This window comes from Bifidobacterium sp., from assembly GCF_022640935.1.
GTDB lineage: Bacteria > Actinomycetota > Actinomycetes > Actinomycetales > Bifidobacteriaceae > Bifidobacterium.
In genome coordinates this window covers 52,329-74,431 of the sequence record NZ_JALCCV010000005.1, presented here as the reverse complement: position 1 = coordinate 74,431, position 22,103 = coordinate 52,329, and the positions used below count along the sequence as shown (strand labels likewise).

At 61.6% G+C, this 22,103-nt stretch carries 21 protein-coding genes; 11 read left to right on the top strand and 10 right to left on the bottom strand.

The genetic code is table 11. From position 1 onward, the window contains the following. The 7 genes from LKG04_RS02910 to LKG04_RS02880 form a co-directional block, all read right to left on the bottom strand. The coding region (locus LKG04_RS02910; protein ID WP_291763228.1) for a protein kinase domain-containing protein at positions 1-483 on the bottom strand (483 nt) is incomplete at its 3' end. Next, positions 476-1,570, bottom strand: a complete 1,095-nt coding sequence (locus LKG04_RS02905) for a serine/threonine-protein kinase (protein WP_291761579.1) — start codon at positions 1,568-1,570, stop codon at positions 476-478. The genes LKG04_RS02905 and LKG04_RS02910, both read right to left, overlap by 8 nt. Further along, entirely contained in the window at positions 1,567-3,033 is a 1,467-nt protein-coding gene (locus LKG04_RS02900) for a peptidoglycan D,D-transpeptidase FtsI family protein (protein WP_291761581.1), read from the bottom strand. The genes LKG04_RS02905 and LKG04_RS02900 overlap by 4 nt, the downstream gene beginning before the upstream one ends. Continuing rightward, positions 3,030-4,469 carry an FtsW/RodA/SpoVE family cell cycle protein gene (locus tag LKG04_RS02895; protein WP_291761583.1) on the bottom strand — a complete coding sequence of 480 codons (1,440 nt, stop codon included), beginning with the start codon at positions 4,467-4,469 and terminating at the stop codon, positions 3,030-3,032. The genes LKG04_RS02900 and LKG04_RS02895 overlap by 4 nt, the downstream gene beginning before the upstream one ends. Beyond that, complete coding sequence (locus tag LKG04_RS02890; protein WP_291761585.1) at positions 4,466-6,037, bottom strand: PP2C family protein-serine/threonine phosphatase; 1,572 nt, start codon at positions 6,035-6,037, stop codon at positions 4,466-4,468. Before LKG04_RS02890 ends, LKG04_RS02895 begins: the two co-directional genes overlap by 4 nt. A gap of 8 nt (positions 6,038-6,045) precedes the next feature. Continuing rightward, complete coding sequence (locus LKG04_RS02885; protein WP_291761587.1) at positions 6,046-6,633, bottom strand: FHA domain-containing protein FhaB/FipA; 588 nt, start codon at positions 6,631-6,633, stop codon at positions 6,046-6,048. A 21-nt stretch (positions 6,634-6,654) separates the two neighbouring features. Then, positions 6,655-7,356, bottom strand: a complete 702-nt coding sequence (locus tag LKG04_RS02880) for an FhaA domain-containing protein (RefSeq protein ID WP_291761590.1) — start codon at positions 7,354-7,356, stop codon at positions 6,655-6,657. A gap of 330 nt (positions 7,357-7,686) precedes the next feature. Between LKG04_RS02880 and LKG04_RS02875 the strand changes: the two genes are divergently transcribed. The 11 genes from LKG04_RS02875 (at position 7,687) to LKG04_RS02830 (ending at position 20,203) form a co-directional block, all read left to right on the top strand. Further along, a complete protein-coding gene (locus LKG04_RS02875; protein WP_291761592.1) occupies positions 7,687-10,308 on the top strand; it encodes a S9 family peptidase in 2,622 nt (873 codons plus the stop codon). Positions 10,309-10,345: 37 nt separating this feature from the next. Beyond that, positions 10,346-10,726, top strand: a complete 381-nt coding sequence (locus LKG04_RS02870) for a DUF6364 family protein (protein ID WP_291761593.1) — start codon at positions 10,346-10,348, stop codon at positions 10,724-10,726. Between the two features lie 55 nt (positions 10,727-10,781). Next, entirely contained in the window at positions 10,782-10,994 is a 213-nt protein-coding gene (locus tag LKG04_RS08765; RefSeq protein ID WP_363300729.1) for a PIN domain-containing protein, read from the top strand. A gap of 284 nt (positions 10,995-11,278) precedes the next feature. Continuing rightward, positions 11,279-12,409, top strand: coding sequence for an iron-siderophore ABC transporter substrate-binding protein (locus LKG04_RS02865; RefSeq protein WP_291761595.1), 1,131 nt, complete (start codon positions 11,279-11,281; stop codon positions 12,407-12,409). A gap of 76 nt (positions 12,410-12,485) precedes the next feature. Beyond that, the gene (locus LKG04_RS02860) at positions 12,486-13,634 is read left to right on the top strand and encodes a FecCD family ABC transporter permease (RefSeq protein ID WP_291763226.1); all 1,149 of its coding nucleotides are present in this window, start codon (positions 12,486-12,488) and stop codon (positions 13,632-13,634) included. A gap of 2 nt (positions 13,635-13,636) precedes the next feature. Continuing rightward, on the top strand, positions 13,637-14,779 hold the full coding sequence (locus tag LKG04_RS02855) for a FecCD family ABC transporter permease (RefSeq protein ID WP_291761600.1): 1,143 nt from the start codon (positions 13,637-13,639) through the stop codon (positions 14,777-14,779). Beyond that, positions 14,779-15,735: an ABC transporter ATP-binding protein gene (locus tag LKG04_RS02850; RefSeq protein WP_291761602.1), complete on the top strand. Its 957-nt coding sequence runs from the start codon at positions 14,779-14,781 to the stop codon at positions 15,733-15,735. The genes LKG04_RS02855 and LKG04_RS02850 overlap by 1 nt, the downstream gene beginning before the upstream one ends. Beyond that, positions 15,735-16,778, top strand: a complete 1,044-nt coding sequence (locus LKG04_RS02845) for a siderophore-interacting protein (protein WP_291761604.1) — start codon at positions 15,735-15,737, stop codon at positions 16,776-16,778. The genes LKG04_RS02850 and LKG04_RS02845 overlap by 1 nt, the downstream gene beginning before the upstream one ends. Before the next feature lie 73 nt (positions 16,779-16,851). Next, the gene (locus LKG04_RS02840; protein ID WP_291761607.1) at positions 16,852-17,973 is read left to right on the top strand and encodes an alpha/beta fold hydrolase; all 1,122 of its coding nucleotides are present in this window, start codon (positions 16,852-16,854) and stop codon (positions 17,971-17,973) included. Positions 17,974-18,168: 195 nt separating this feature from the next. Continuing rightward, on the top strand, positions 18,169-19,383 hold the full coding sequence (locus LKG04_RS02835) for a MalY/PatB family protein (protein WP_291761609.1): 1,215 nt from the start codon (positions 18,169-18,171) through the stop codon (positions 19,381-19,383). Between the two features lie 157 nt (positions 19,384-19,540). Next, positions 19,541-20,203: a Type 1 glutamine amidotransferase-like domain-containing protein gene (locus LKG04_RS02830; RefSeq protein ID WP_291761612.1), complete on the top strand. Its 663-nt coding sequence runs from the start codon at positions 19,541-19,543 to the stop codon at positions 20,201-20,203. Positions 20,204-20,317: 114 nt separating this feature from the next. On the opposite strand, the gene LKG04_RS02825 is transcribed toward LKG04_RS02830, so the two are convergent. The 3 genes from LKG04_RS02825 to LKG04_RS02815 all read right to left on the bottom strand — a co-directional run bounded on the left by LKG04_RS02825 (position 20,318) and on the right by LKG04_RS02815 (position 22,070). Continuing rightward, positions 20,318-20,710 carry an ASCH domain-containing protein gene (locus LKG04_RS02825; protein WP_291761614.1) on the bottom strand — a complete coding sequence of 131 codons (393 nt, stop codon included), beginning with the start codon at positions 20,708-20,710 and terminating at the stop codon, positions 20,318-20,320. Positions 20,711-20,794: 84 nt separating this feature from the next. Then, positions 20,795-21,859, bottom strand: a complete 1,065-nt coding sequence (locus LKG04_RS02820) for a GDSL-type esterase/lipase family protein (RefSeq protein WP_291761616.1) — start codon at positions 21,857-21,859, stop codon at positions 20,795-20,797. Next, positions 21,798-22,070, bottom strand: a complete 273-nt coding sequence (locus LKG04_RS02815) for a type II toxin-antitoxin system RelB/DinJ family antitoxin (protein WP_291761618.1) — start codon at positions 22,068-22,070, stop codon at positions 21,798-21,800. The genes LKG04_RS02820 and LKG04_RS02815 overlap by 62 nt, the downstream gene beginning before the upstream one ends. Between the last annotated feature and the right edge of the window lie 33 nt (positions 22,071-22,103).

Genomic DNA, 22,103 nt, shown 5'->3' with positions numbered 1-22,103 from the left:
TTTGACCATGCCCTGCTCGGAGATCATGATGTTGCCAGGCTTGATATCCCGGTGGATAATGCCCATGCGGTGCGAATATTCCAAGGCGCCCAGCACGCCCAGCATCACCTGCTCGGCATCGCGCTGGTTCAACGGCCCGTTCACTTTGATGATGTCGCGGAGCGTCTGGCCTTTGACGCATTCCATGACGATATAGGGTAGCCGTTCGGTGTTCCCGGCTTCGTCGACATTCGTCTCTTCGCCGGAATCGTAGATGTTGACGATATTGGGGTTGTTCATCTGCGCGACTGAATGAGCCTCGCGCCGGAAGCGGGTCAGGAAGATCTCGTCATTCGCCAGGTCGGAGCGCATGATCTTGATGGCGACGGTGCGCCCAAGGCGTGTGTCGAGCGCGACATGCACCTCGGCCATGCCGCCACGGCCGATGAGCTGGCCGAGCTGGTAGCGGCCGTTGGCCAACGAAGAGGGCAGATTGCTACTCATGGTTGCTCCTTGTCGTTTGCCCTGCTTGTGAACTCGCGGTTCGCGGCGCAGGCGTGCCGCTAGTGAACACTTGGAATTGCCCCGGGTCGTCTCGAGTTGCCGTCTGGAATGGTGCTGGAGATACCGCCCGGGCCGACGTCAATGCCGAATCCGAGCCGTGCAGACGAATATCCAGAAGAGTATGTGGCGCGCTGACGATGCGTCGAGGCATACGGTTGCCGGAGGGCATGATCCTGGTCGAATCGTTCAGTATGGTCTGCTGGTCGAGCAGCCGCCGTTCGATCTTCGAGAGAGTGCGCGAGACGACGAGGGCATCGCCGGGCCTATCCAGCGGGTCTTTCGACAGCATCGACATCACGAACTGAGCCAGCTGCACATCCACCGAATCAGGCAATGGTGGTACCGGGTCGTTGACGTGCGCTGCGGCGATGTCAACCGGTGTGGCCCCGGTGAAAGGACGATGGCCGCACAGGCCCTCGTATGCCACGACGCCGAGGGAATAGATGTCGGATTGCGCGGTGGCGTGCCTGCCCTGCGCCTGTTCGGGCGAGATGTATTGCGCGGTCCCCACCACCATGCCATCCTGTGTGATCTGCTCCTGATTGGTGGAGTAGGAGACGCCGAAATCGGTGATCTTCACATCGCCGTCATCCGAAACCATGATATTCGCCGGCTTCACATCGCGGTGGATGACCCCGTGCGAATGCGCGATGAACAGTCCGCGCGCCGTCTGCTCAAGGATCGGCAGCAGTTCGACCGGATCCATCGTGCCCTTCTCGTGGAAGAGGTCGGCCAGAGATTTGCTCGGCACGTATTCCATGATCAGGAATCCGATGCCATCATGCTCGTAGTATTCGAAGAGCGCGGCGATGTTCGGGTGGGCGAGATTCGCCGAATTATGCGCCTCCACACGCAGCCGGCGCAGCTTGGCCTCGGCGTTTCCCGCATCGCCGCGCAACGCCTTGATGGCTACCGCGCGGCCGAGCTGGATATCGTAGCCTTTCCAAACTTCGCCCATGCCGCCTTGCGCGAGTCGGCAGTCGAGCCGGTAGCGCTGGTGGATGAGCTGGCCTTCGATGAGTTTCATTGCCGCAACGCCTCCTGCATGATCTGCTTCATGATGGGTCCGGCCGCATAGGAGCCAAGCATATCCGTATTATGGACGACCACTGCGACTGCGATCTTCGGGTTGTCGGCGGGCGCAAAACCGATCACCCATGCGTCGATGCTGGTGTTGTTCGTACCGATTTGCGCGGTTCCGGTCTTCGCGGCGACCTGTATGCCGCTGATGGCCAGATTCGGATTCTCCTTGGTCACGACGGCTTGCATCATCTGGTTGAGTTTGTTGGCTGTGTCCTTGCTGAAGGCCTGCGACATGACTTCGGGGTCGTTTTGCGAGACCAGTGAGAGATCGCTCGAACGCACCCGGTCCACCAGCGAAGGACGCATCAGCGTGCCGCCGTTGGCGATTGCCGAGGCGATCAGCGCATTCTGCAAGGGCGTTTCGAGCACGTCGCCTTGCCCAATCGAAGCCAAGGCCAGTCTGTCTTCGCCGGTGGTCGCCGGGAAGTTCGAGGCGATGGCGCGCATCGGTCTGCCGGCGGAATCATCGCTGTCGATCGGGATCGAACTGCCGAAGCCAAGCTTCTCCGCCTGCTGTGTGATTGCATCGCTGCCCAGCGCGACGCCGAGTTGGGCGAATGCTGTGTTTGACGAATAAGCGAGCGCGTCTTCCATGGAGATCTTGCCGTTCGAGCCGTTAGCGCGCGACTCGGCATTGGTCAAGTCGGTCTTAGTGCCAGGCAATGTGTAGCTGGCACCGGCGGGGATGGACGTGTCCGGATTGTATTTGCCGCTTTCCAATGCGGCAGCGGCCACCACGGTTTTGAATGTGGAGCCGGGCGGATAATACTGTGCGATGGCGCGGTTGAGCATCGGGCTGTTGCTGCCGGAGGTCAATTTGCCGTAGGCGCTGTTGATTTTCGCCGTGTCGTGCTGCGCCAGCTGGTTCGGATCATAGCTCGGCGTGCTCGCCATGGCAAGAATGCGCCCCGTGCGCACCTCGATCGCCACAGCGGCGCCGTCCTTGCCTTCCAGACCCTGGAATGCAGCCTGCTGGAGCTTGGGATCGATCGATGTTTCGATGGACGCGCCCTTGCTTTCGTCCCCGGCGATCGTCGATTTGATCTTCTGCCAGAACAAGGCGGTCGAGTCGCCGCTCAGCAGGCTGGCCTGCGACATTTCGATGCCCTGCTCGCTGGGATGGGTGATGGAGAAATAACCGGTGACAGGCGCATACAAAGGCCCATTCGCATACGAGCGCTGGTAAGCGAAAGCGTCGTTGACCGGCACTGATTTTGCGATCACCGTGCCGTCTGAGGCCAGGATAGGGCCGCGCGGCGCGCTGATGCTGTGATACAGCGTGCGGCTGTTGCGCGAATCCGCATTGAGATCGGAGGCCCAGATCGCGGTGATGATGGTGCTGGACAGGCCGAGTATCGCGAACAGGACGATGACGGCGGTGAACAGCTGACGCAGGCTCTTGTTCATAGCGCCCTGCCTTGGGCAGCGCGCTGGGAGTGAGCATCCATGCGGTTGCTCTGGCTGTGGGCGTTGCCGCCACGCTCCCGCCGACCGTGCAGCGCGGCCAACGCCTCATATTGGAAGGTGTCGGAGATGGCGTCATCGGGTTCTGGCCTGTTCGCCGCGTTCGAAATCACGATCAGCAACCCGGCCAGCAGGAAGTTCGCGATCAACGAAGACCCGCCCGCGGCCATATACGGCAGTGTCAGCCCGGTGAGCGGGATTACCAGCGTGATGCCGCCCACCACCGTGAACACCTGGAAGGCCATGGTGAACACGAGCCCGGCGGCAAGCAGCTTGCCGAAGCCATCCTTGATTTTCATGGCCGTGGCGAGCCCTGAGGCGATGATGATGACATAGAGCGCCAGAATGGCCAGCAGTCCGGTCAGGCCGAGCTCTTCGCCGAGGGAAGAATAAATGAAGTCGGAATTGGCCAGCGGGGTGAGCGCCGGATGGCCTTGGCCAATGCCGTTGCCCGTAAGACCGCCGGAAGCTATGCCGAACAAGCCTTTGACCAGTTGTGAAGAGCCGCCCGGGTACTGGTTGTACACCGCCTTGTCGAGCGGATGCAGCCACGCCTGCACGCGGTACCCGACGTGGGTGAACAGGCGGGAGGCGAGAACGGAGCCTGCGGCGAAGGCGAGAAAGCCGATGACCACCCAGCTTTTGCGGCCCGTCGCCACATACAGCATGGAAACGAACATCGCGAAGAACATCAACGAAGTGCCGAGGTCATGCTGGACGACCAAGACTCCCATCGAAGCCAGCCACACGACGATGATTGGCCCGGTGTCCTTGATGCGCGGCAGTCGCATGCCCAGCATCTTTTTGCCGCCCACGGCCAGCTGGTCGCGGTGATCGAACAGATAGGCGGCGAAGAAGAAGGCTAGGAACAGTTTTGCGAATTCGCCAGGCTGGAACGTATGGCTGCCGAAACCGAGCCAGATGCGCGCGCCGCCGATTTCCCGGCCGATGCCCGGGAGCATGGGCGAGAGCAGCAGGCCCAAGCCGACGATCATGCTGACATATGAGAAACGCCGCAGCACGCGGTAATCCTGCAGGAACACAACGAGCAGGGCGGTGAGCACCAGCGCGATGCACAGCCAGATCAGCTGGCGGAAGGCCGCATTCGTGTCGTTCTCGTTGTCGATGCGCGCGATCATCATCGTGCCGATCGAAGTGAGCAGCAGCACACAGGCCAGAATCGACTGGCTGGCGTATGGCTGGAATCTGAGCAGCAATCCCCATAGGACGAACACCAGCGCGCTGGCTATGCCGAGCATGCCGGCGAATCTCAAAGGGAAGGCGCCGACGGTGCGCTCGAACATCTGGAAGAAAGCGATGAAACTGAGCAGCATCGCGAACGCGAGCAGCGATACCTGACGAAGGCGGGCGGCGATCATTGCGCGCCTCCCTTCGTGGCGGATGCCGACGGGGACGCCGAGGATGCGCTGGGATCCGCGGAAGCGCCATCATCCGCGCCTCCGGACGCGCCGGTTCCTGCGCCTGCATCGTCCGCATCAGTGAGATTCTCGACTTCGCGTTCGATGAGCTGCACATGGCTGTGTGCCTCGGACAGGCTGTCCACGGCGATGCCCTGGCTCAACTGGTCGCGCCAGGACTGGGGGAGCTGCGCGATCGCGATATCGGTTTCTTCGACCTCATGCGACAGCGGGTAGCCGAATAGATTCGTGTTCACGCCTTGGTAGATTGCAACGACGCCGCCGCCCTCGCCAAGATAGTATTTTGTCTGGCTCCACCGCCAGGCGCCGAAGGCCGCAGCCGCCATGGCGGCGATGACCAGCAGAACGGTGACAACTGCCCGGATGCGACGGCGAAACTTGCGCGACCGGGAATCCTGCCGCTGCTGGAGCTGCTCGCGGCGGATTGCGCTGGCTACCTCAGGGTCGTTGGGATCAGTGGAAACGCGCCCGTCCTTTTTCTGCACGACCGGTATCTCCCCGGTATCGGTGTCCGCGTCCTCGTCAGCGCGCAGCGATGAAGGCTGTACAACGCGCGGTTCGACCACCTCAACATCTGTGTCGGGATCCTGCGACAAAGCGGCTGCTCGCTGGGCAGGTGAATCGTTGTCATGGCGCAGATTCGGCGCAGAAGCTACTGGCTCGTTGACGATATCGGCAAGAGCTTCCAAGCTCGCTGTAGCCGCCCCGCCGATCAATGGCGTCTGATGCGGCAGATCGAAGGCATCGGCGTCCAGTGCAAGCGTCGCGTCGCCAATCACCGCTGTGACATTATCGGTGCTGCCGGCCTTCAAAGCCATGGAAACCAGGCGTTGCGCGCATTCGGCTTGATCGGAGACCTGCGTCAGCGTCTCCTGAATCGTGGAATCCTCGAGTACGCCATCCATGCCGTCGGAGCACAGCAGCCAGCGATCGGCCGGATGGGCGGCACAAATCGCGATGTCGGGCCGTGGATCGATATCGAAATCGCCCAGCACGCGCATCACCACGTTGCGCTGGGGGTGGTTGCGCGCTTCGGCCGGAGTGATGCGGCCGGTGTCGATCAAATGCTGGACATAGCTGTGGTCGGAAGACATGCGCGTCAGCGTGCCGTCGCGCAGCAGATACGCCCGCGAATCGCCGATATGGGCCAGAATCCAATACCCTCCCACGAGCGCGACCGCAGTCACGGTGGTGCCCATGCCAGCCAGCTTGCGCTCGCGTTTGGCCTTGCCCACGATGGCATCGTGGGCGGCCATTACAGAAGTTTCCATCATGGCTGAAACCGTGCGCACGTGGCTGCGCACGTCGTCGCGCTCGATATGGGCCAGCGAACGGATCGCGATGGTCGAGGCCGTGTCGCCGCCCGCATGGCCGCCCATGCCATCGCAGATCGCGATCAGGTGCTCGCCGGCGAACGACGAGTCCTGGTTGTTGCTGCGCACCGTACCCACATCCGAGACGGTTGTGGAATAGAGGAACAGCGTTGGCGAATCAGCGGTTTTCGGCATATGGCGACTCACCTCAGCTCGAAGGTCGTGGCGCCGATGCGCACCGGCGCGCCGGCCGGTAGAAGGGTCGGCTCGCTGATGCGGCGCTGGTTGACCGCCGTGCCGTTGGTGCTGCCCAAGTCTTCGATGACCCAATCGGACGAGGCCGGGTCACGATACACGCGAGCGTGGTGCGAAGAGACGAATTCGTCATTCATGACCACGGTGTTCGTGGCGGAACGGCCCAGCGTGATGGTTTCGTTGGAGAGCGGCACCGAGGAGCCGGCAAGGGGGCCGTCGATAACCACAAGCAAAGTCGGTCCATCCGCTGGCGCGCCGTCTGCGTGCGCGCTGATTGGCGTATTCGCCTGCCTGTTTGTCTGCTCGATGACAGGCATTTGGGTGGTGCGTGGACGCCCCACGGTCCCTAAGGCAGGGGATACCGGGGCCGTGGCAGCCTTGCGGGCGCGTTTCTCGGCACGTCGGTGGGCGCGCGACTTGCGTGGGCTGAGCGTCTCGATGTCCCGGTGCAGCGAGCGGACAGTGAGCCAGACGAAGACCCAGAGCAGGATCAGGAATCCGTACTTGAGGATCGCGAAGGTGAGTTCAGTGAACATGACGTCAGGCGATAGACCGGGTCAGTCCTGATCCTGCGCGGAAGCCCAGTACAGGATGCGGGTGCGGCCGATCGTGATCGTGTTGCCATCCAGCAGCGTGGCGGCGGGCACCTGATGGCCCTCCACATACGTGCCGTTAGTGGATCCCAGGTCGCGCGCAATGACGCCGTTATCGGTGATATCGATTTCCAAGTGGTTGCGTGAGATGCCGGGATCGTCGATGACGATGTCACAGCCGGAGCCACGTCCAACCACGGTTTTCTCCTTGGTGAGCAGATACTGGCTGCCGTTGATCTCGAGCATCGGGCTGTCCTGCGTCTGGTCGTCGGTCGTGACCGGCACCGCGTTGCCCTTGACCGACTCGGAAGAGAGGTTGAAGCCGCCCTTGTTCAGGTCCAGGTCCTCTTCGAAGATCACGACCACCGGTCCGACGAAGGCGTAATGCTGGCTTTTGGCGTACTGCGTGAGATTGTCCGCCAGTTCATTGGCGAGTGTCTCGCTGCCCCACTGCTCGATGTGATCGAAATCGGGGGTGCTGAGCTTGAAACGGTACTCGTTCGGTGCCACTGTACGGTCGCGCCCGACCGGCATGGCTTCGGCGTCGATTTCACGCTCGAGGGCGCTTGAAAGGTCAACAGGCTGCAGGTCCTTGGACCCGAATTTCGCAAACACTCCGTTGACCGCACCTTCGACGCTTTTTTCAAAACGGTCGAGAACGCTCATAGTGATCCCTTTCTATCCTCACCTATCCTACGCGGCGGGGCGAAATGGGCAAAAAATCGTTGGTGATGCTTGCAAATTCTCCATTGCTGGGACTGTTGCCAATCGTTCTCAAAGCCCGCAGGTTGACGAAGTCTGCGCGGGGTTTGAGACAGTTGACAGGCCTGAGACGTCGCGATTCCCACGCTGATGTTGAATTCGTGCGGGATTCACGATGTCCGACGCCATCTGACCGGTGTGCGTTGGGGCCGCTCGTGGCGGAAAGTTTGCGTGAGCCTTACGCAAATCCTCCGGTTTGTTTTTTTGGCGCGATGACGCAGTAGCCTGTAGGACATGAGTATTCCACAAGCCATCCAAGAGTTTCCCCGTCTCAAAGCCCGCACCCTGCGCTTCAACTGCGGCGCGCCGCGTTCAGCGAGGGCGGTCGGCGACGGCACGCGAGCGCTGTTCCTGCGTTCCGACGGTCCCGAAGACCTCGTGACAGCGCTGTGGCTGAGCGTCATCGGACCGGATGGCAGCCATGACGAGGTGTTGCTGGCCGATCCGCGCGAGCTGCTGGCCGATGCGGAGAGTGAAGAGGTGCCACCCGAAGAGCGGGCACGTCGCGAACGCGCGCGGGAAGGCGGTCATGGCATCGTGTCGTATTCGGCTGATGCAGCAGGAAACCGCGTGACTTTCACCATCGATGGCAGGTTGTTCCTCACTGATCTCACGCAAATCGGCGAGGATGGCCAAGGCGCGAAGACGCGCCAGCTGGGCGTAGGCAGTCTGGGCAGCGGGCACCCGGAGTATGCGCCGGTGCTCAATCCGCGCATCTCGCCCGACGGCAGGCATGTGCTTTATACCACGGGCCGGCATCTGGTGATCGTCGATATCGCCGACTGGGATGATGTGGCTGGCGAAGCTGCGGCAGACGGTGCGGGCAGTACAGGCGGTGGCAAGGTGGTTGAAGCTGATGATTCTGACGACGCTGATATGAATCCATCCAGCGGCGCCGGAAGCGCGGATTACGCTGCGAATATGTCGGAACTCGGTCATGCCCATGCGGCGTATGCGCACGCTCACCGTTGTGGTGGGGAGAAGGATTCGCAGCCGCAGACCGGAGACCATGTGGCGGCGCTGTGGGGCGTTGGCGGAGACGATGACGCTGAGGACACATGGCGGATAGGCTTGGCGGAATTCGTCGCCGGCGAGGAAATGGATCGTTATGACGGCTTCTGGTGGTCGCCTGATTCCGATGGCGTGATCTTCGAAACCTTTGACAGCTCGCCTGAACCTGTGTGGTATATCAGCGATCCGACCGATCCTGAGGTCCAGGCGCGTCCGCGCCGCTATCCGCGCGCGCTGACGCACAACGCCGATGTGCATTTGACTTTGGCTGGACTCAGCTTCGATGGGCATGGTCATTCTTGCGGTTTGGATGCGAGGCGTATCGCTTGGGACCGCAAAGCATACGAATATGTGGCGGCTGTAAGCTGGTCGGCCGGGCATCGCCCGTTACTGCTGGTGCAGAACCGCCGGCAGAACCGCGATCAGGTGCTGGCAGTGGAGCAGTCGGGCGTGACGAGCGTGCTCGAAGAGCATGCCAACGAGCAGTGGTTGGATTTGATTCTCGGCACACCGGCATATACGCCGGACGGGCGCCTGCTGTGCGCGGCGAACGACATGGAGGCCGACACCAATCGACTCACCGTTGACGGCAAGGCGTTCACGCCGGCTGGCTGGCAGGTGCGCCGGGTGATCGACGCGGGCGACGAAAACGTGCTGGCGATTGTGCAGCGCACGCCGGAGTTGGATACTCTGGGCAAACTTACGGACGAGGTCTTGGACGATTCGAATGGTCATGCCGCATCGTCTGATACGTCGCTCGGCGTCTGGAATGCTACGCGCGGCGACCATGACGCCCGCAGCCTCGATGTGGTCATCTTTGACTACGCGGGCAATGTCACCCCGGTCACCGGCGAACCTGGCGTGTATACGGCATCGCGCGCGGGCTGCGGAATGATCGTTACCGGGCACTCGATGAATGGGCCGCAGGCGACGATGACGCATAGCGTTACGAAGGCTGCGGCCGCCGACCATGCCGCGACCACGCCGCCCACATCCGCCGCGCCTATCTTCCGCGTCACGATCGAGAATCATTCGGCAACACCCGGTTTTACGCCGAACACCACATTTCTGCGGCTCGGCGAGCGCCAGCTGTTCACCGCCATCACGCGGCCGAGCGCCCAAAGCCCTTATGCGGGCGCCGACAAGCTGCCCGTCCTCTTGAAGCCCTATGGCGGTCCGGGCGCGCAGCAGGTCATGCTCAGCGAGTCCTTCTACTGGGATTCGCAATGGTGGGCTGATCAGGGTTTCCTCGTCGTCACCTCCGACGGCCGCGGCACCACCGGCCGCGGACCACGTTGGGATCGCGAAATCTTCGAGAGCATGAAGGAGATCTCGCTCGCCGACCAGGTAGAAACAGTGAAGGCTCTTGCCGACGCGGAGCCGCAGGCCGATACCAGCAAGGTCGCGATGATCGGGTGGTCGTATGGTGGTTATCTTTCCGCGCTCGCCGTGCTGGATGCCCCGGATGTCATCCATGCCGCTTGCGCTGGTGCGCCGCCGACCGACTGGACGCTGTACGACACGCACTACACCGAGCGCTATCTCGGCCTCGATCCGGCGGCGTACGAGAGCAACAGCATCATCGAGGATGCGCCGAAACTGCGCCGCCCGCTGATGCTCATCCACGGCTTCGCCGACGACAACGTGACCATCGCGCACTCGCTGCGGCTTTCGCAGGCGCTGGTGGCCGCAGGCCGCCCGCACACCTACCTGCCGCTCACCGGCATTACGCATATGACCAATGACGAAACGGTCGCGGAAAACCTGCTCACGCTGCAACGTGATTTTCTCTACGACGCGCTCGGCATGGACACCTGCTCGGCGCGCCTGTCCGGGGGGTGCTGAAGCCTGGAGGCCGATTATCCCCTATACGTATAGGGGGATGCCTACGGCGAAGCTGACACTGGGCATCAACGAGCGCGTCGTCGAAAACGGCAAACAGTATGTCTCGTCGCACGGGCGCACGCTGTCATCGATTGTGGAAGACTATCTGGAATCGTTGATCGCTCAGCAATCTGGTGTTCTCGCCACGCATGTTCAGGCCCTGATAGGCACCGGACGCGGATCGTCCGACGGATCCGATTACCGGCAGCATCTGCTGGTCAAATATTCTCCGGATCGTCACTCAGCGGATCGTCACTCAGCGGATCGTCATTCGTCGGATCAGAGCTCGTGGGCGAACGCCCGGCAGAATCTGAGTCGGGTGAGTGCACTGTGGACAGGTCCGCTTTGGACGGGCCTTCCTCGGATAGGCGCTCCTTGACTCAGCGCGCATTGGGCTGGCGCTGATTGGTTTAGCGCTGATTGGATCGATACTGATGCGACTCGGCATTGACACCAATGTGGTCCTTGACGTGATTCTGGAGAGACGGCCCCCATGCGACGCGAGCGCGGCCATCCTGAGTCTTGCCTCGCGAGATGGCTGCGAATTGCTGATGCCGGCTCACGCTGCGGCGACCACGCGTATATTGTCGAGGCAGACACGAAGAGCCAGCATGACAGGCAGGCGCGTTCGACATGGACACCCCTAGATGCGCCCGCCCCCGTGTTCTCGCCATGCGATCAGCCTCTACTGGCGTGCTGAAAACGCGAGGAGCACGCCGAATCATTTATCAGCCTCGCAGCGGTGCAAACGGCTAGCGCCTTACCACAGCACGGGCGATATTACAAGTCTGTTGCTGGCGGCATTTCATTGGTATGTTGTAGCCGACTTCGTTTGTTGCGCGGGCGCGCCGCGCGAACGTAAAACCAACGCGGATCCGGCGTGCATATCGTGAACGGCAGCGAAGCCGACCAAGCTACGACAAGGAATACTATGACAAGAAATACCATGCAATCATTGTTGTCAGCCACAGCACATACCTCGCGCACCCCATTGATGGCCGCTGTCCGGCGCCGAGTGCTGCGTTTCGCCGCCGCAGCAGTGGCCGCGTGCTCGCTGGTTGCGCTGGCCGCATGCTCAGGCGCGTCCAACGGTGCCGGCGATTCCAATGCCTCCGCATCAGCGGACGATTCCGCAACCTCCGGGGCATTCCCGGTAAGAATCAAGCATGCCTACGGCACCACGACGATTGCCAAGCAGCCCAAGCGTGTGGCCACAGTCGGCTGGGGCAGCTCCGACAATCTCATCGCCTTGGGCGTCGTACCGGTGAGCATCCAGAAGAACACGTATGGCAAAACCGTCGATGGCGGCTTCCTGCCATGGACTAAAGACGCGTTGGACAAGATGGGCGTAAGCCAATCGGACGTGCCGCAGCTGCATGACGAATCGGATGACATCGATGTGGAGGCAATCGCCGAGTCCAAGCCGGATCTGATCATCGGGCTGCAGTCGGGCATGACCAAGGAACAGTATGAGACGCTGAGCAAAATCGCGCCGACCCTCGCTTACCAGAAGGTCGCATGGGGCGACCCGTGGCGCAGCATGATCACTACCACCGCCAAAGCGATCGGCAAAGAGGCGCAGGGCAAGAAGCTTATCGCCGACTTGGAAAATCAGCTCGCGGGCGCTGCCGCGCAATATCCTGATCTCAAGGGCAAAACCGGCGCAGTCATGTATTTCGACGCGGCCAAACTTTCCAATTTCAGCATCTACACGACCACCGATGTGCGGCCGCAGCTCCTCAACGACCTCGGGCTAGCCACTCCAGACTCGATCAAGAAGGCATCGGCGGGAACCGACTCCTTCTATAAGGACGTCTCCGCAGAGCATGCCGACGATTACAAAGACGTGGACATCATCGTCACCTACGGCACGCCCGGCCTGCTCGCCGCCATGCAGAACGACCCGCTGCTCTCCAAGATCCCAGCGGTCAAACGCGGCTCGGTCGTAGTGATCGACAGCAACACGGAGATGGCCAACGCGCTCGACCCGTCCGCGCTCTCGATTCCCGCGACCACCAAGGAATATGTCAGACTGCTCGGCGAAGCCGCGGCGAAAGTCTGATCGGCAGCTGAACCGGGCGTAGCCCAGACGAACGAGAGCACGGTGTGATTGAAAACAGCGGTAATTGAGCAATACAGTGAACGGCAGCACAGTGAATAATGAACCGGCGAACGCTGACACGGTGAAAACCGATGCAGTGGAAACAGGCGCGTCGGCAACCGACGTGGCGGGCACAGCCACGCCTGCTTCGCGCAATCAGGCGGGTGCGGCAAGAGCGCATGAACGCGAGCGCCGTCGTGGCAGCGGCGCGGCCATGGTCGTGCTGCTGCTTATGGCTATCGCGTTCGCGTGCGTTCTTTCGGTCGTGTTCGGCTCGCGCAATGTAAGTGCTGGCGACATTATCCGCGCGATTTCCACGTCGTCGAACGATATCGCCGCTGCCGCTATCCGGCTGCGAATCCCGCGCACTGTGCTTGGCATACTGGTGGGGGCCAGCCTGGCCGTCGCCGGGACGCTGATGCAGGGTGTGGCGCGCAATCCGCTCGCCGACCCCTCCATTCTGGGACTCAACACGGGCGCCGCCTTCGCCATCGTTTGCTCGATCGCATTCGTCGGCCTGTCCACGCCGATCCAATACGTGTGGGTGGCGCTGCTCGGCAGCAGCGCGACTGCAGCGGCCGTGTGGGCAGTGGGCTCGATGGGCAGGTCCGGGCCGACCCCGCTCAAACTGACGCTGGCCGGCGCGGTGCTCAGCGCGGTGCTCAGTTCGCTGACCGCCGCGATTCTGCTGCCGCGCGTCGATGTGATCTCCATATACCGCTATTGGCAGGTCGGCGGGATTTCCGGGGCCAGATTCAATCTGATGCTGCCGATCGCTCCTTTGCTTCTGGCCGGATTCGTCATTGCTTTCCTTTCTGCGCGGTCGCTGAACACAATCGCCTTGGGCGACGAACTCGCCGTAGGGCTTGGGCTCAAGACTCGTGTCGCACGCGTGACGATCTGGGTGGGCGCGGTGCTGCTATGCGCCGGCGCCACCTCGCTGGCCGGTCCCATCGGCTTTGTCGGATTGGTCGTGCCACATGCGGCCCGGTTGATCGTAGGATCGGATTACCGGCGCATCATGGTCGCCAGCGCTCTGATGGGACCACTGCTGTTGCTGGTCGCGGACGTCGTCGGCAGAATCATCACCCGTCCGGCCGATGTGGAGGTCGGCATCGTCACCGCATTGATCGGCGCCCCGGTGTTCGTGGCGTTGGTCCGTCGGCGCACGATGGCGGAGGTCTAACGATGGACGCGAAACAGGATCATATGCATGTCTCTGACATGGTCAGCGAGGCCTCTGACTCAGCGGGTTCTGGTGCATCCGGCACCGGTGCGACCGGCCCTCAACGGCCGCTGCAGGAATCGGATATCGCGCTGCGGCTGCGGCAGTTGCGCCGCAAAGCCTCGCTGCGCTCGCTGGCGATTTCGATTGCGCTCGCGGCGCTGCTGTTTGTCTTGTTCTTCGCCGACCTGATTTTCGGGCATCAGATATATGCGGTGAGCGATGTCTTGGCGTTTATTGCCGGTCGCGATGTTCCCAGCATGAGTTTCGTAATCGGCGAGCTGCGCATGCCCCGGGTGATCGTCGGCGCGCTGTGCGGCATCGCCTTCGGCATGGCCGGGGCGAGTTTTCAACATATGCTGCGCAATGTGATGGCGAGTCCGGACATCATCGGCATCACCGCCGGGGCGAATACCACAGCCGTATTCGGCATCATCGTACTGGGCGTCTCAGGTGTGCGGCTTTCGCTGCTTGCGGTGGCAGGCGGGTTGGCAACTGCGGCTCTGGTCGCTTGGCTCGCCTGGGACGGAGTTTTTGCGCCGAACCGGCTGATTCTGATGGGCATCGGCGTGGCCGCAGCCCTTAACGCAGTCAGCTCGTGGATGCTCATCCGCGGCGACCAGTGGGATATCCAGGCCGCCTCGCGCTGGCTGACCGGCAGCCTGGCATCGGTGCAATGGCCCGGAATTCCGCCGCTGCTGGCGACGGTGCTCGCGTGCGGCACGGCGCTGCTCCTGCTCAACCGGCGGGTGGACGTGCTGCGTTTCGGCAGCGATGTCGCCACGGGTCTGGGGGTGCGCGTGAATCCGACCCAAGGCGTGGTGATCATCGTGGCCGTGCTGCTACTGTCGGTGGCCACGGCCATCAGCGGCCCGATATCCTTCATTTCATTTCTTGCCGGGCCCATCGCCGCCCAATGCGTCGGCCCGCGCAAACCCGCCATCGCGCAGGCTGGCCTCGTTGGAGCCTGCGTGGTGCTCGCGTCGGATATCGTCGCTCAGCATCTTCCGCCTACGCAGCTGCCCGTCGGAGTGATCACAAGCGTCATCGGTGGCCCGGTGCTGGTGATCCTGATGATCCGCATGACCCGCAGACAGGAGTTCTGATGAGCATAATCAGCGCTAACGGACACTATGCCGATAGAGGCAATGGCTACGAGCACAGCCACCCCGGCCACTCGTTCAGGGTGCAACAGCTCGAGCTGGCGTATGAGGGGCATGCGGTAGTCCGCGATTTCGATCTCGACGTCCCTGCGCATCAGGTAGGCGCGATCATCGGCCCGAACGGCTGCGGGAAATCCACGCTGCTCAAGGCGCTTGCGCGTCTGCTCAATCCGAAGAGCGGCTCCGTGCTGCTGGACGGCAAGCCGATCAGCGCTCTGCCCACCAAGCAAGTCGCGACAATCGTGGGACTGCTGCCCCAAACGCCTACCGCTCCCGAGGGCATCACCGTCGCCGACCTGATCGCTCGGGGACGCTACCCCTACCATGGCCTTGCCGCAGGCTGGACCCACGAGGACGAGCGGGCGATGGCCCATGCGCTCGCCGTGACCGGGCTGGCCAGCAAGGCCGACCGGGCTCTCGACGAGCTCTCGGGCGGCCAGCGCCAGCGCGCGTGGATCGCCCTGACGCTGGCTCAGGAAACCGACATCCTGCTGCTGGATGAACCGACCACGTACCTGGATGTCGCCTACCAGCTCGAAGTCCTTGATCTGCTTGGCGATCTCAATCAGCAGGAGGGCGTCACCGTTGTCATGGTGCTGCACGACCTGAATATGGCGGCGCGCTATGCAGATTGGATTCTGGCCATGAAGGACGGCCGCAAAGCTGCATTCGGCACGCCCCAGGAGGTCATCACGCGCGCGTTGGTCCGCGACGTCTTCGCCGTGGACGCCGACGTGAGCATCGACCCGGCGACGGGAACCCCATTCATGTCGCCCGATTCCAGCCACAGCCTGCGTGAGCGCCGGCGTTGCCGGCCGGGCAATGGCGCAGCAGACATTGCTGCATCGCACGCACACCTAGCGCAATCCCAGATATCACCAATCGAAGGGCGGAAGTAATGACAAAGGATACCAATGCTGCCGAAAGGCTTAACGAACCTGCGTTCCGTCCCTATCTGGTTCATGTCTCGCGCGTGCAGCGTCTTTCCCCGCATTTCATGCGCATCACCTTCGCAGGCGATGATCTGGCCGGTTTCGGTACTGACGGCTACGACCAGCGCATCAAACTGCTGCTGCCACTGCCCGATGGCACTTGGCCCGATCCGCTGCTCTTCGAGCGCGATTCCATCCGTCGCGGCGCATGGTACGAGCAGTGGCGTGTATTGCCGGCTGGGCGGCAATACACGATTCGGACGTACACGATTCGCAAGGCGCATCCAGAACGGCGTGAGGTCGTCGTCGATTTTGTGATCCATGAAGGAGCCGGCCCAGCTGGCACATTCGCGGCGCGTGCGAAACCGGGAGACGAAGCGGGAATCGTCGGCCCGAACGCACGATCGGCGGATTCGGCGATCGGCATTGATTTTCACCCCGGCCCGGCCACGCGGCTGCTGCTGGCGGCCGATGAGACTGCGGTGCCGGCGGTGGAAGCAATCCTGGAATCGCTGCAACGCGATCATTGGCGGGGCGCTGCAGACGTAGTCATCGAAGTGCCCGAAACCGCTGACGCTCTTGACCTGCCGGACATCCCCGGTGTGCATGTCGATTGGTTGGCACGCGGTGGCGAAACCCGGGGAGCGGCGTCGTTGGAGCGCGTTCGGGACATCGCCGATCATTTGGGTCAGGCGAGCGATGGCGGGGTGGGCAATGATGGAACAATGGTCGATGAAGACAAGGCCAACATGCTTCATGAGCGATTGACCGATGGGCCCGCTGACGGTGGCGGTTCTGCTGAAAATGAGATTTTGCCGAAAGTCGACATCGACCGGGAGTTGCTGTGGGAAGTTCCTGAGTCGTCGGGCACGACCGGTTTCTACGCTTGGGTGGCTGGCGAGGCGGCCGGAGTACGAGATATCCGCCGGCTGCTGGTGCGTGAGCATCATATCGATCGCCGGCAGGTCGCCTTCATGGGCTATTGGCGCCAAGGTCGTGCGGAACTCTGATATCGGCTAGCTCTGCTTTGGCCGGCGCTTATGCGCACGTCATTTTCAGCACGCAGCCGATTAGGATGAAGGCATGATGATGCCGCTGATCGATGAAACGAACTATGCGGGCGAGATGCGGGATGTGGTGCTTCCCGCGCTGGCTCGGTGCTGCGACGAAGGGTGGATGGAGCCGGCCGTAGCTGCTGATCTTGCGCCTGCGTCTTCACCGGGCAAGCTGCACTACTTGCGCTATGACGTGGCGAGATTCAATGCGTGGCAAGCCAATGGCCAGAACGATACGCAGAGCAAGGCCCAAAAAGGTGGCGTGCGGCTTGGCAATAGTAGTGCTGCGCCGCAACGAGCAGACATTGCTCAGCAGCGGCGCGGCGCCGTGGTGTTTTCGCACGGATTCACGGAATTCGCCGTGCGATACAGCGAGATGATCTGGTATTTCCTGCAGCAGGGGTATTCGGTGTGCGTGCTCGAGCATCGCGGACATGGCTATTCGCCGCGCGACGTCGACGATCCTGCGCTGGTGTGGATCGATGATTATCGGCGTTATGTCGCCGATATGACAAAGTTCGCGCAAACCGTGGGCAGACAGTGCGCAGAGGGGCGTTCGCTCAGCTTTTTCTCGCATTCCATGGGCGGCGGCATCGGTGCCGTCGCGATGGAGCGCACCCCCGGGCTATTCGACAGGGCGGTGCTTTCCAGCCCGATGATCGCGCCGCAGACAGGCATGGCGGCCGGGCTAACGTGGCCGTTGATGACGCTGGCGTGCGGCATGGGCCTAAGTAAGCACGTGGCCTTCGGACATGGTGGTTTCCCTGCGGAATTCGATATGGGCGAAGAGACGGATGCATGCGAGGCGCGTGTGCGCTGGTGCTATGAACTGCGCGCCGCGGACGGGCATTACCACAGTTGGTCTCCTACGTTCGGGTGGGTGCGCGAGGCGCTGAAACTCTCGCGCGAGGCGCTGAGGCCCGAAGCTTGCGCGCGGGTCACAACGCCGACGCTGCTGTTCCAAGCAGGAGAAGACATCTGGGTGGTCAATGCGGCGCAGGACCGGTTTGTCAGGCAGGTGGCAAACGGCGGCGGCAACATCCGTATGGCGCGTTTCGACGATTCGGTGCACAGCATTTTCAGCATGCCCAACCGTGTGCTCGGCCCGTATCTCAAAGCGCTGTTTGGATTCCTCAATAATTCTCAATGATTGCTGCGAGGCGATCGATCCAGATTGATATGAAACGGTGCGAAGGGTTGCCTGATGGGTGTGGGTCAGCGATTCGAACGACCAAGTCGGGGCGGCGACGCCTCCGTAACGATCCGTCACAGCGCCCGTTGTACAGTGAATGCGAAATTCGTGCGTCCGGCGCGTCACGACAATAGCTCTCAGTGAAGGACAGATATGGTTTACGATTTCATTTCGATCATGGATCGGCATGGTAAGGATGCGCTCGCGGTGGATTCGTTGGGCGGCGGAGGTTGGGGTCTCGCGCCCGACGCGCCCGCGGAGGGCTTCGACGCGATTCCGATGTGGGTGGCGGATATGAATTTCCCCACCGTGCCGACCGTCACCGAGGCGATCATCGAGCGGGCCAAGCACCCTGCATTCGGCTATTTCGAGCCGACCGACGAATATTTCAAGGCGATCATCGACTGGCAGCGCAGCCGCAACGGCGTCGAAGGCCTCACCAAGGAGGCGATCGGATACGAGAACGGTGTGCTGGGCGGCGTGATCTCCACGCTCACAGCTTTCGCGGCTCCCGGCGACGCCGTGCTCCTGCACAGTCCGACGTATGTCGGCTTCACCACGGCCATCGAAAACAACGGCTACCACATCGTGCACAGTCCACTGGTCAGGGACAACGAAGGTGTGTGGCGCATGGACTTCGAGGATATGGATCGCAAGCTCAAGGAGCACCGCATCCATGTGGCGGTGTTTTGCAGCCCGCACAACCCCTGCGGCCGTGTCTGGGAACGTTGGGAGATCGAACGCGCGATGGAAGTGTATAGGAACAACGACTGCGTGGTGATCTCCGACGAAATCTGGTCCGACATCATCCTGGGCGATTACAAGCACATTCCGACCCAGTCGGTGAGCGAGGACGCCCGAAACCGCACGGCGGCCTTCTATGCGCCGAGCAAGACCTTCAATCTGGCCGGCCTCGTGGGCAGCTATCATATCATCTACAATTCGTACCTGCGGGACCGCGTGGTGGCGAAGGGTTCGAAGGCGCATTACAACGATATGAATGTGCTTTCGATGCACGCGCTGATGGGGGCGTACAAGCCTGAGGGCCATGTCTGGCTCGATGAGCTGGGCGAAGTGCTCACGGGCAATGTCGACTATGCATATGATTACATCACAAACCATTTCGACGGTGTCGGTGTCGCCAAGCCGCAAGGCACGTACATGCTGTTCGTGGACTGTACCCGCTGGTGCGAGAACCATGGTTCGGACATTGACGAGGTGTTGCACCGGGCTTGGAAGGTGGGCGTGGCCGTGCAGGACGGCCGCCAGTTCAAGGCGCCGTGCGCGCTGCGCGTGAATGTCGCATTGCCGCTGAGCCGCGTCAAGGAAGCCATGGCGCGCCTGGACAAATACGTGTTCAACGTGTGAGCCGGTTTGTTGACTGCGTGGCGCACTATTCGCGTATGCCGGCTGTGCGGCTGTACAGCGGGCCTCCGAATACCGTATACAATGTGACGCTGAAATCTGGACCGCAAAAAAACAATCAGGTTCGGCGCCCGTTGCCGTGACGCGGAGGACGGCTGACATGGGAGGGTATGTGAAGAACCTGTTTCTCGCCTCGCGCTTCGGCGGCGGCATCCCCGACCTGCTGCCTGATTTGTTCGGAAGTCTCGCCGGCCAGCGTGCCGCGCTCATTCCGACTGCAGGCGTCGTCGGCCCGGTGAAATTCCCCCTCAACCTGAGCGTGGGAAAGCTCGCCAAACTCGGTGTAACGACCAAGGTGCTTGAGGTTTCCACAGCACCGCGCGGCGAAACCGTGCAGGCAATTCGCGTGGCCGACATCATATTCGTCGCTGGCGGCAATACCTTCTTCCTCCTACAGGCGCTCAGGCGCTCCGGCGCGGACCGGCTCATCGCCGAGCACGTGGCCCAGGGCAAACTCTATATCGGCGTCTCTGCAGGCGCGGTAGTCGCCGGGCCGGATATCAGCTACATCCGGCTTATGGACGACGAGCGCAAAGGAGATGCGTTGCATGGCGACTTCTCCGGTTTGGGACTCGTCGACTTTTCCGTTGTCCCCCATCTCCGCAATGTTCTGTTCGGGAGGGCCGCCGGCCGAATCCTCGCCCGCAACGATGCCCGTCTCGACCTCAGGGCGCTCACCAATCGGCAGGCTGTCGCCGTGCGCGGCGACAGCACAACAACGGTCTCTTCCCAGTCGTTGTTGGGCGTTTTGAAAAGGCGCTGATTGCGAATCGCCAAGTCGAATCAGGCCTGGGGTGAAGTGGATTGAAGTCGCGGGAGGCGACGGGGCGACACTGCGAGCGGATTTCCCTATTGTTTGGCGGCTCCAATTCGGATTTCAGGGATGGTCGGCGTTATCTGCAGAGCGCATTGGAAGGGGTCGCACAGGCTGTGCGGCGGAGCGGCCCAGCTGATACCGAACGTTGAAGGCCACAATCCCATGGCGCGCGATGGCTTCCGCGCTGCACGCCGCAAACATATCGTCCGGATTGGCTTCAGACTGCAGGTCGTAGCCCGGCGCAATCGTGTTGAAATGCCGGTAGAGCTCATGAAAATTGTTGTAATCACAGCGCTCCAGCACTGTGACGACGATCGCCTCGCCGGTCGTCGTGCTCATGAAACAAATGCGGTCGCCAGCCGCGATGCCTCGACGTTTCTCGTCGTTGAGACGCAGCTCAACGGTTTTCGTGCCACTCTTCATCTTCCGCAGCTGGGCGTCTTTCAGACCCATCGTGATGGTGCACGTATGCCAGGCGTATCACCGCTGATCTAGCTCGGGGCAGCGTGAAACGAATGAACCTGTCCTGTCGCCGGCTCATTGCCAGATATCGTCCCCGAGGCGCTCGAGGAAAAGCGTCAGCTCTTTCGCCATCTCCTCATGCTCAATGATCCTAGGGTGCCCCGGAGTCGCTGAGCCGTTGCGGGAGAAGAGATGATGCACGACCTTGGCGTCGCGCGCGGCTTGTGAAACATCGGCGATGGCCCGGTCCCATGCGGCGTCGTGATTCATCACGGTGGTCATGCATACGATCAAAGCGCGCGGGTAAGTCGATCGCAGCCTGGCGATGAATTCCGCGTACCGGTTTCGCCACTGCGCCGCCTCGCGCCCGAAGTAAGCGTCCTTCATGAAATCATGCGGATGGGCGTCGTTCTGACCGATCGCCACAATAACGACGTGCGGGGTGAAACGCGAGAAATCCCAGCGCTTGGAACAATTCAGGTTTGGATTGTATTCGATGCGGTCCCAGATGCTTTCCATCCCTTTGAGACCTTTGGGGTCCGGTCCGTTGAACCAGCCGATGCCGTCGATGAGCGCTGCGCCGCCCTGCGAGATATTGTGCAGTTCGGCATTGCATCGCCGGGCCGTAATGGCGGCGTATGAGCACCAGGAGTCGCTGTAGCCGCTCAGATCTGCAGCCGGATCGACGTGACCCGTATACCGCGTTGCCTCATTGCGCTCTCCTGCGGATACGGAGTCGCCGAACACCTCGATGCGGCGGGTCGGCGCGGGGGCGGAAGGGGGAAGGATCTGTGCATCATCGTCAATGCCGAAGCCGTGGAGCTCGATATAATGCTGCCCGTCCCGCCGTTTGTAGACCACGACCTCATGCTCGATATCAGGCAGGTGGTCAGCCAGCGTCACAGAGAGCTCGGTTTCGTTGGCGGGTATGCGAATCTTGTAGGATAATCCGTCGAGCATGACGCCGACGTCGCTCTCGCCGCCCGCCCAATGATTGGTCAGCAATATGTCCAACGAAGTCCCGGTGAATCCAAATGATGCCTGGGTATAGGGAAACACCCATATCTGGCGGGCAGGATCATCGTCGTCGATACGGCCCATCGTGCGAATCGACGGGTGCGAGGCTGAGACTATCTGCATCGTTGCTTCCTTTTCTCGTTTCGGCGTATCGGGTCGGAGCGTTGTTTACGTCTTGCAGCGACGGCCGGAACGGTAGCGCCTGCTCGACAATGCTTTGTCTGAGGAACATGTTGATGGCGGTGCTCATATCAAGGCCGAGGCCTTTGAACACCTGCTGCGCCTCTTGTTTGACGTCCTGCGATGTACGCACAGCTATGGTTGCAGCGGTCATGTAAATTCCTTTGTATATCTAATGTATAAACGA

Bases quoted from the DNA above. Each gene is read 5' to 3' on its own strand.
- LKG04_RS02820 (WP_291761616.1), bottom strand. From the start codon at position 21,859: ATGCAGATAGTCTCAGCCTCGCACCCGTCGATTCGCACGATGGGCCGT.
- LKG04_RS02825 (WP_291761614.1), bottom strand. From the start codon at position 20,710: ATGGGTCTGAAAGACGCCCAGCTGCGGAAGATGAAGAGTGGCACGAAA.
- LKG04_RS02885 (WP_291761587.1), bottom strand. From the start codon at position 6,633: ATGTTCACTGAACTCACCTTCGCGATCCTCAAGTACGGATTCCTGATC.
- LKG04_RS02900 (WP_291761581.1), bottom strand. From the start codon at position 3,033: ATGAACAAGAGCCTGCGTCAGCTGTTCACCGCCGTCATCGTCCTGTTC.
- LKG04_RS02815 (WP_291761618.1), bottom strand. From the start codon at position 22,070: ATGACCGCTGCAACCATAGCTGTGCGTACATCGCAGGACGTCAAACAA.
- LKG04_RS02865 (WP_291761595.1), top strand. From the start codon at position 11,279: ATGACAAGAAATACCATGCAATCATTGTTGTCAGCCACAGCACATACC.
- LKG04_RS02890 (WP_291761585.1), bottom strand. From the start codon at position 6,037: ATGCCGAAAACCGCTGATTCGCCAACGCTGTTCCTCTATTCCACAACC.
- LKG04_RS02855 (WP_291761600.1), top strand. From the start codon at position 13,637: ATGGACGCGAAACAGGATCATATGCATGTCTCTGACATGGTCAGCGAG.
- LKG04_RS02835 (WP_291761609.1), top strand. From the start codon at position 18,169: ATGGTTTACGATTTCATTTCGATCATGGATCGGCATGGTAAGGATGCG.
- LKG04_RS08765 (WP_363300729.1), top strand. From the start codon at position 10,782: ATGCGACTCGGCATTGACACCAATGTGGTCCTTGACGTGATTCTGGAG.
- LKG04_RS02905 (WP_291761579.1), bottom strand. From the start codon at position 1,570: ATGAAACTCATCGAAGGCCAGCTCATCCACCAGCGCTACCGGCTCGAC.
- LKG04_RS02880 (WP_291761590.1), bottom strand. From the start codon at position 7,356: ATGAGCGTTCTCGACCGTTTTGAAAAAAGCGTCGAAGGTGCGGTCAAC.
- LKG04_RS02875 (WP_291761592.1), top strand. From the start codon at position 7,687: ATGAGTATTCCACAAGCCATCCAAGAGTTTCCCCGTCTCAAAGCCCGC.
- LKG04_RS02850 (WP_291761602.1), top strand. From the start codon at position 14,779: ATGAGCATAATCAGCGCTAACGGACACTATGCCGATAGAGGCAATGGC.
- LKG04_RS02845 (WP_291761604.1), top strand. From the start codon at position 15,735: ATGACAAAGGATACCAATGCTGCCGAAAGGCTTAACGAACCTGCGTTC.
- LKG04_RS02840 (WP_291761607.1), top strand. From the start codon at position 16,852: ATGATGATGCCGCTGATCGATGAAACGAACTATGCGGGCGAGATGCGG.
- LKG04_RS02895 (WP_291761583.1), bottom strand. From the start codon at position 4,469: ATGATCGCCGCCCGCCTTCGTCAGGTATCGCTGCTCGCGTTCGCGATG.
- LKG04_RS02870 (WP_291761593.1), top strand. From the start codon at position 10,346: ATGCCTACGGCGAAGCTGACACTGGGCATCAACGAGCGCGTCGTCGAA.
- LKG04_RS02830 (WP_291761612.1), top strand. From the start codon at position 19,541: ATGGGAGGGTATGTGAAGAACCTGTTTCTCGCCTCGCGCTTCGGCGGC.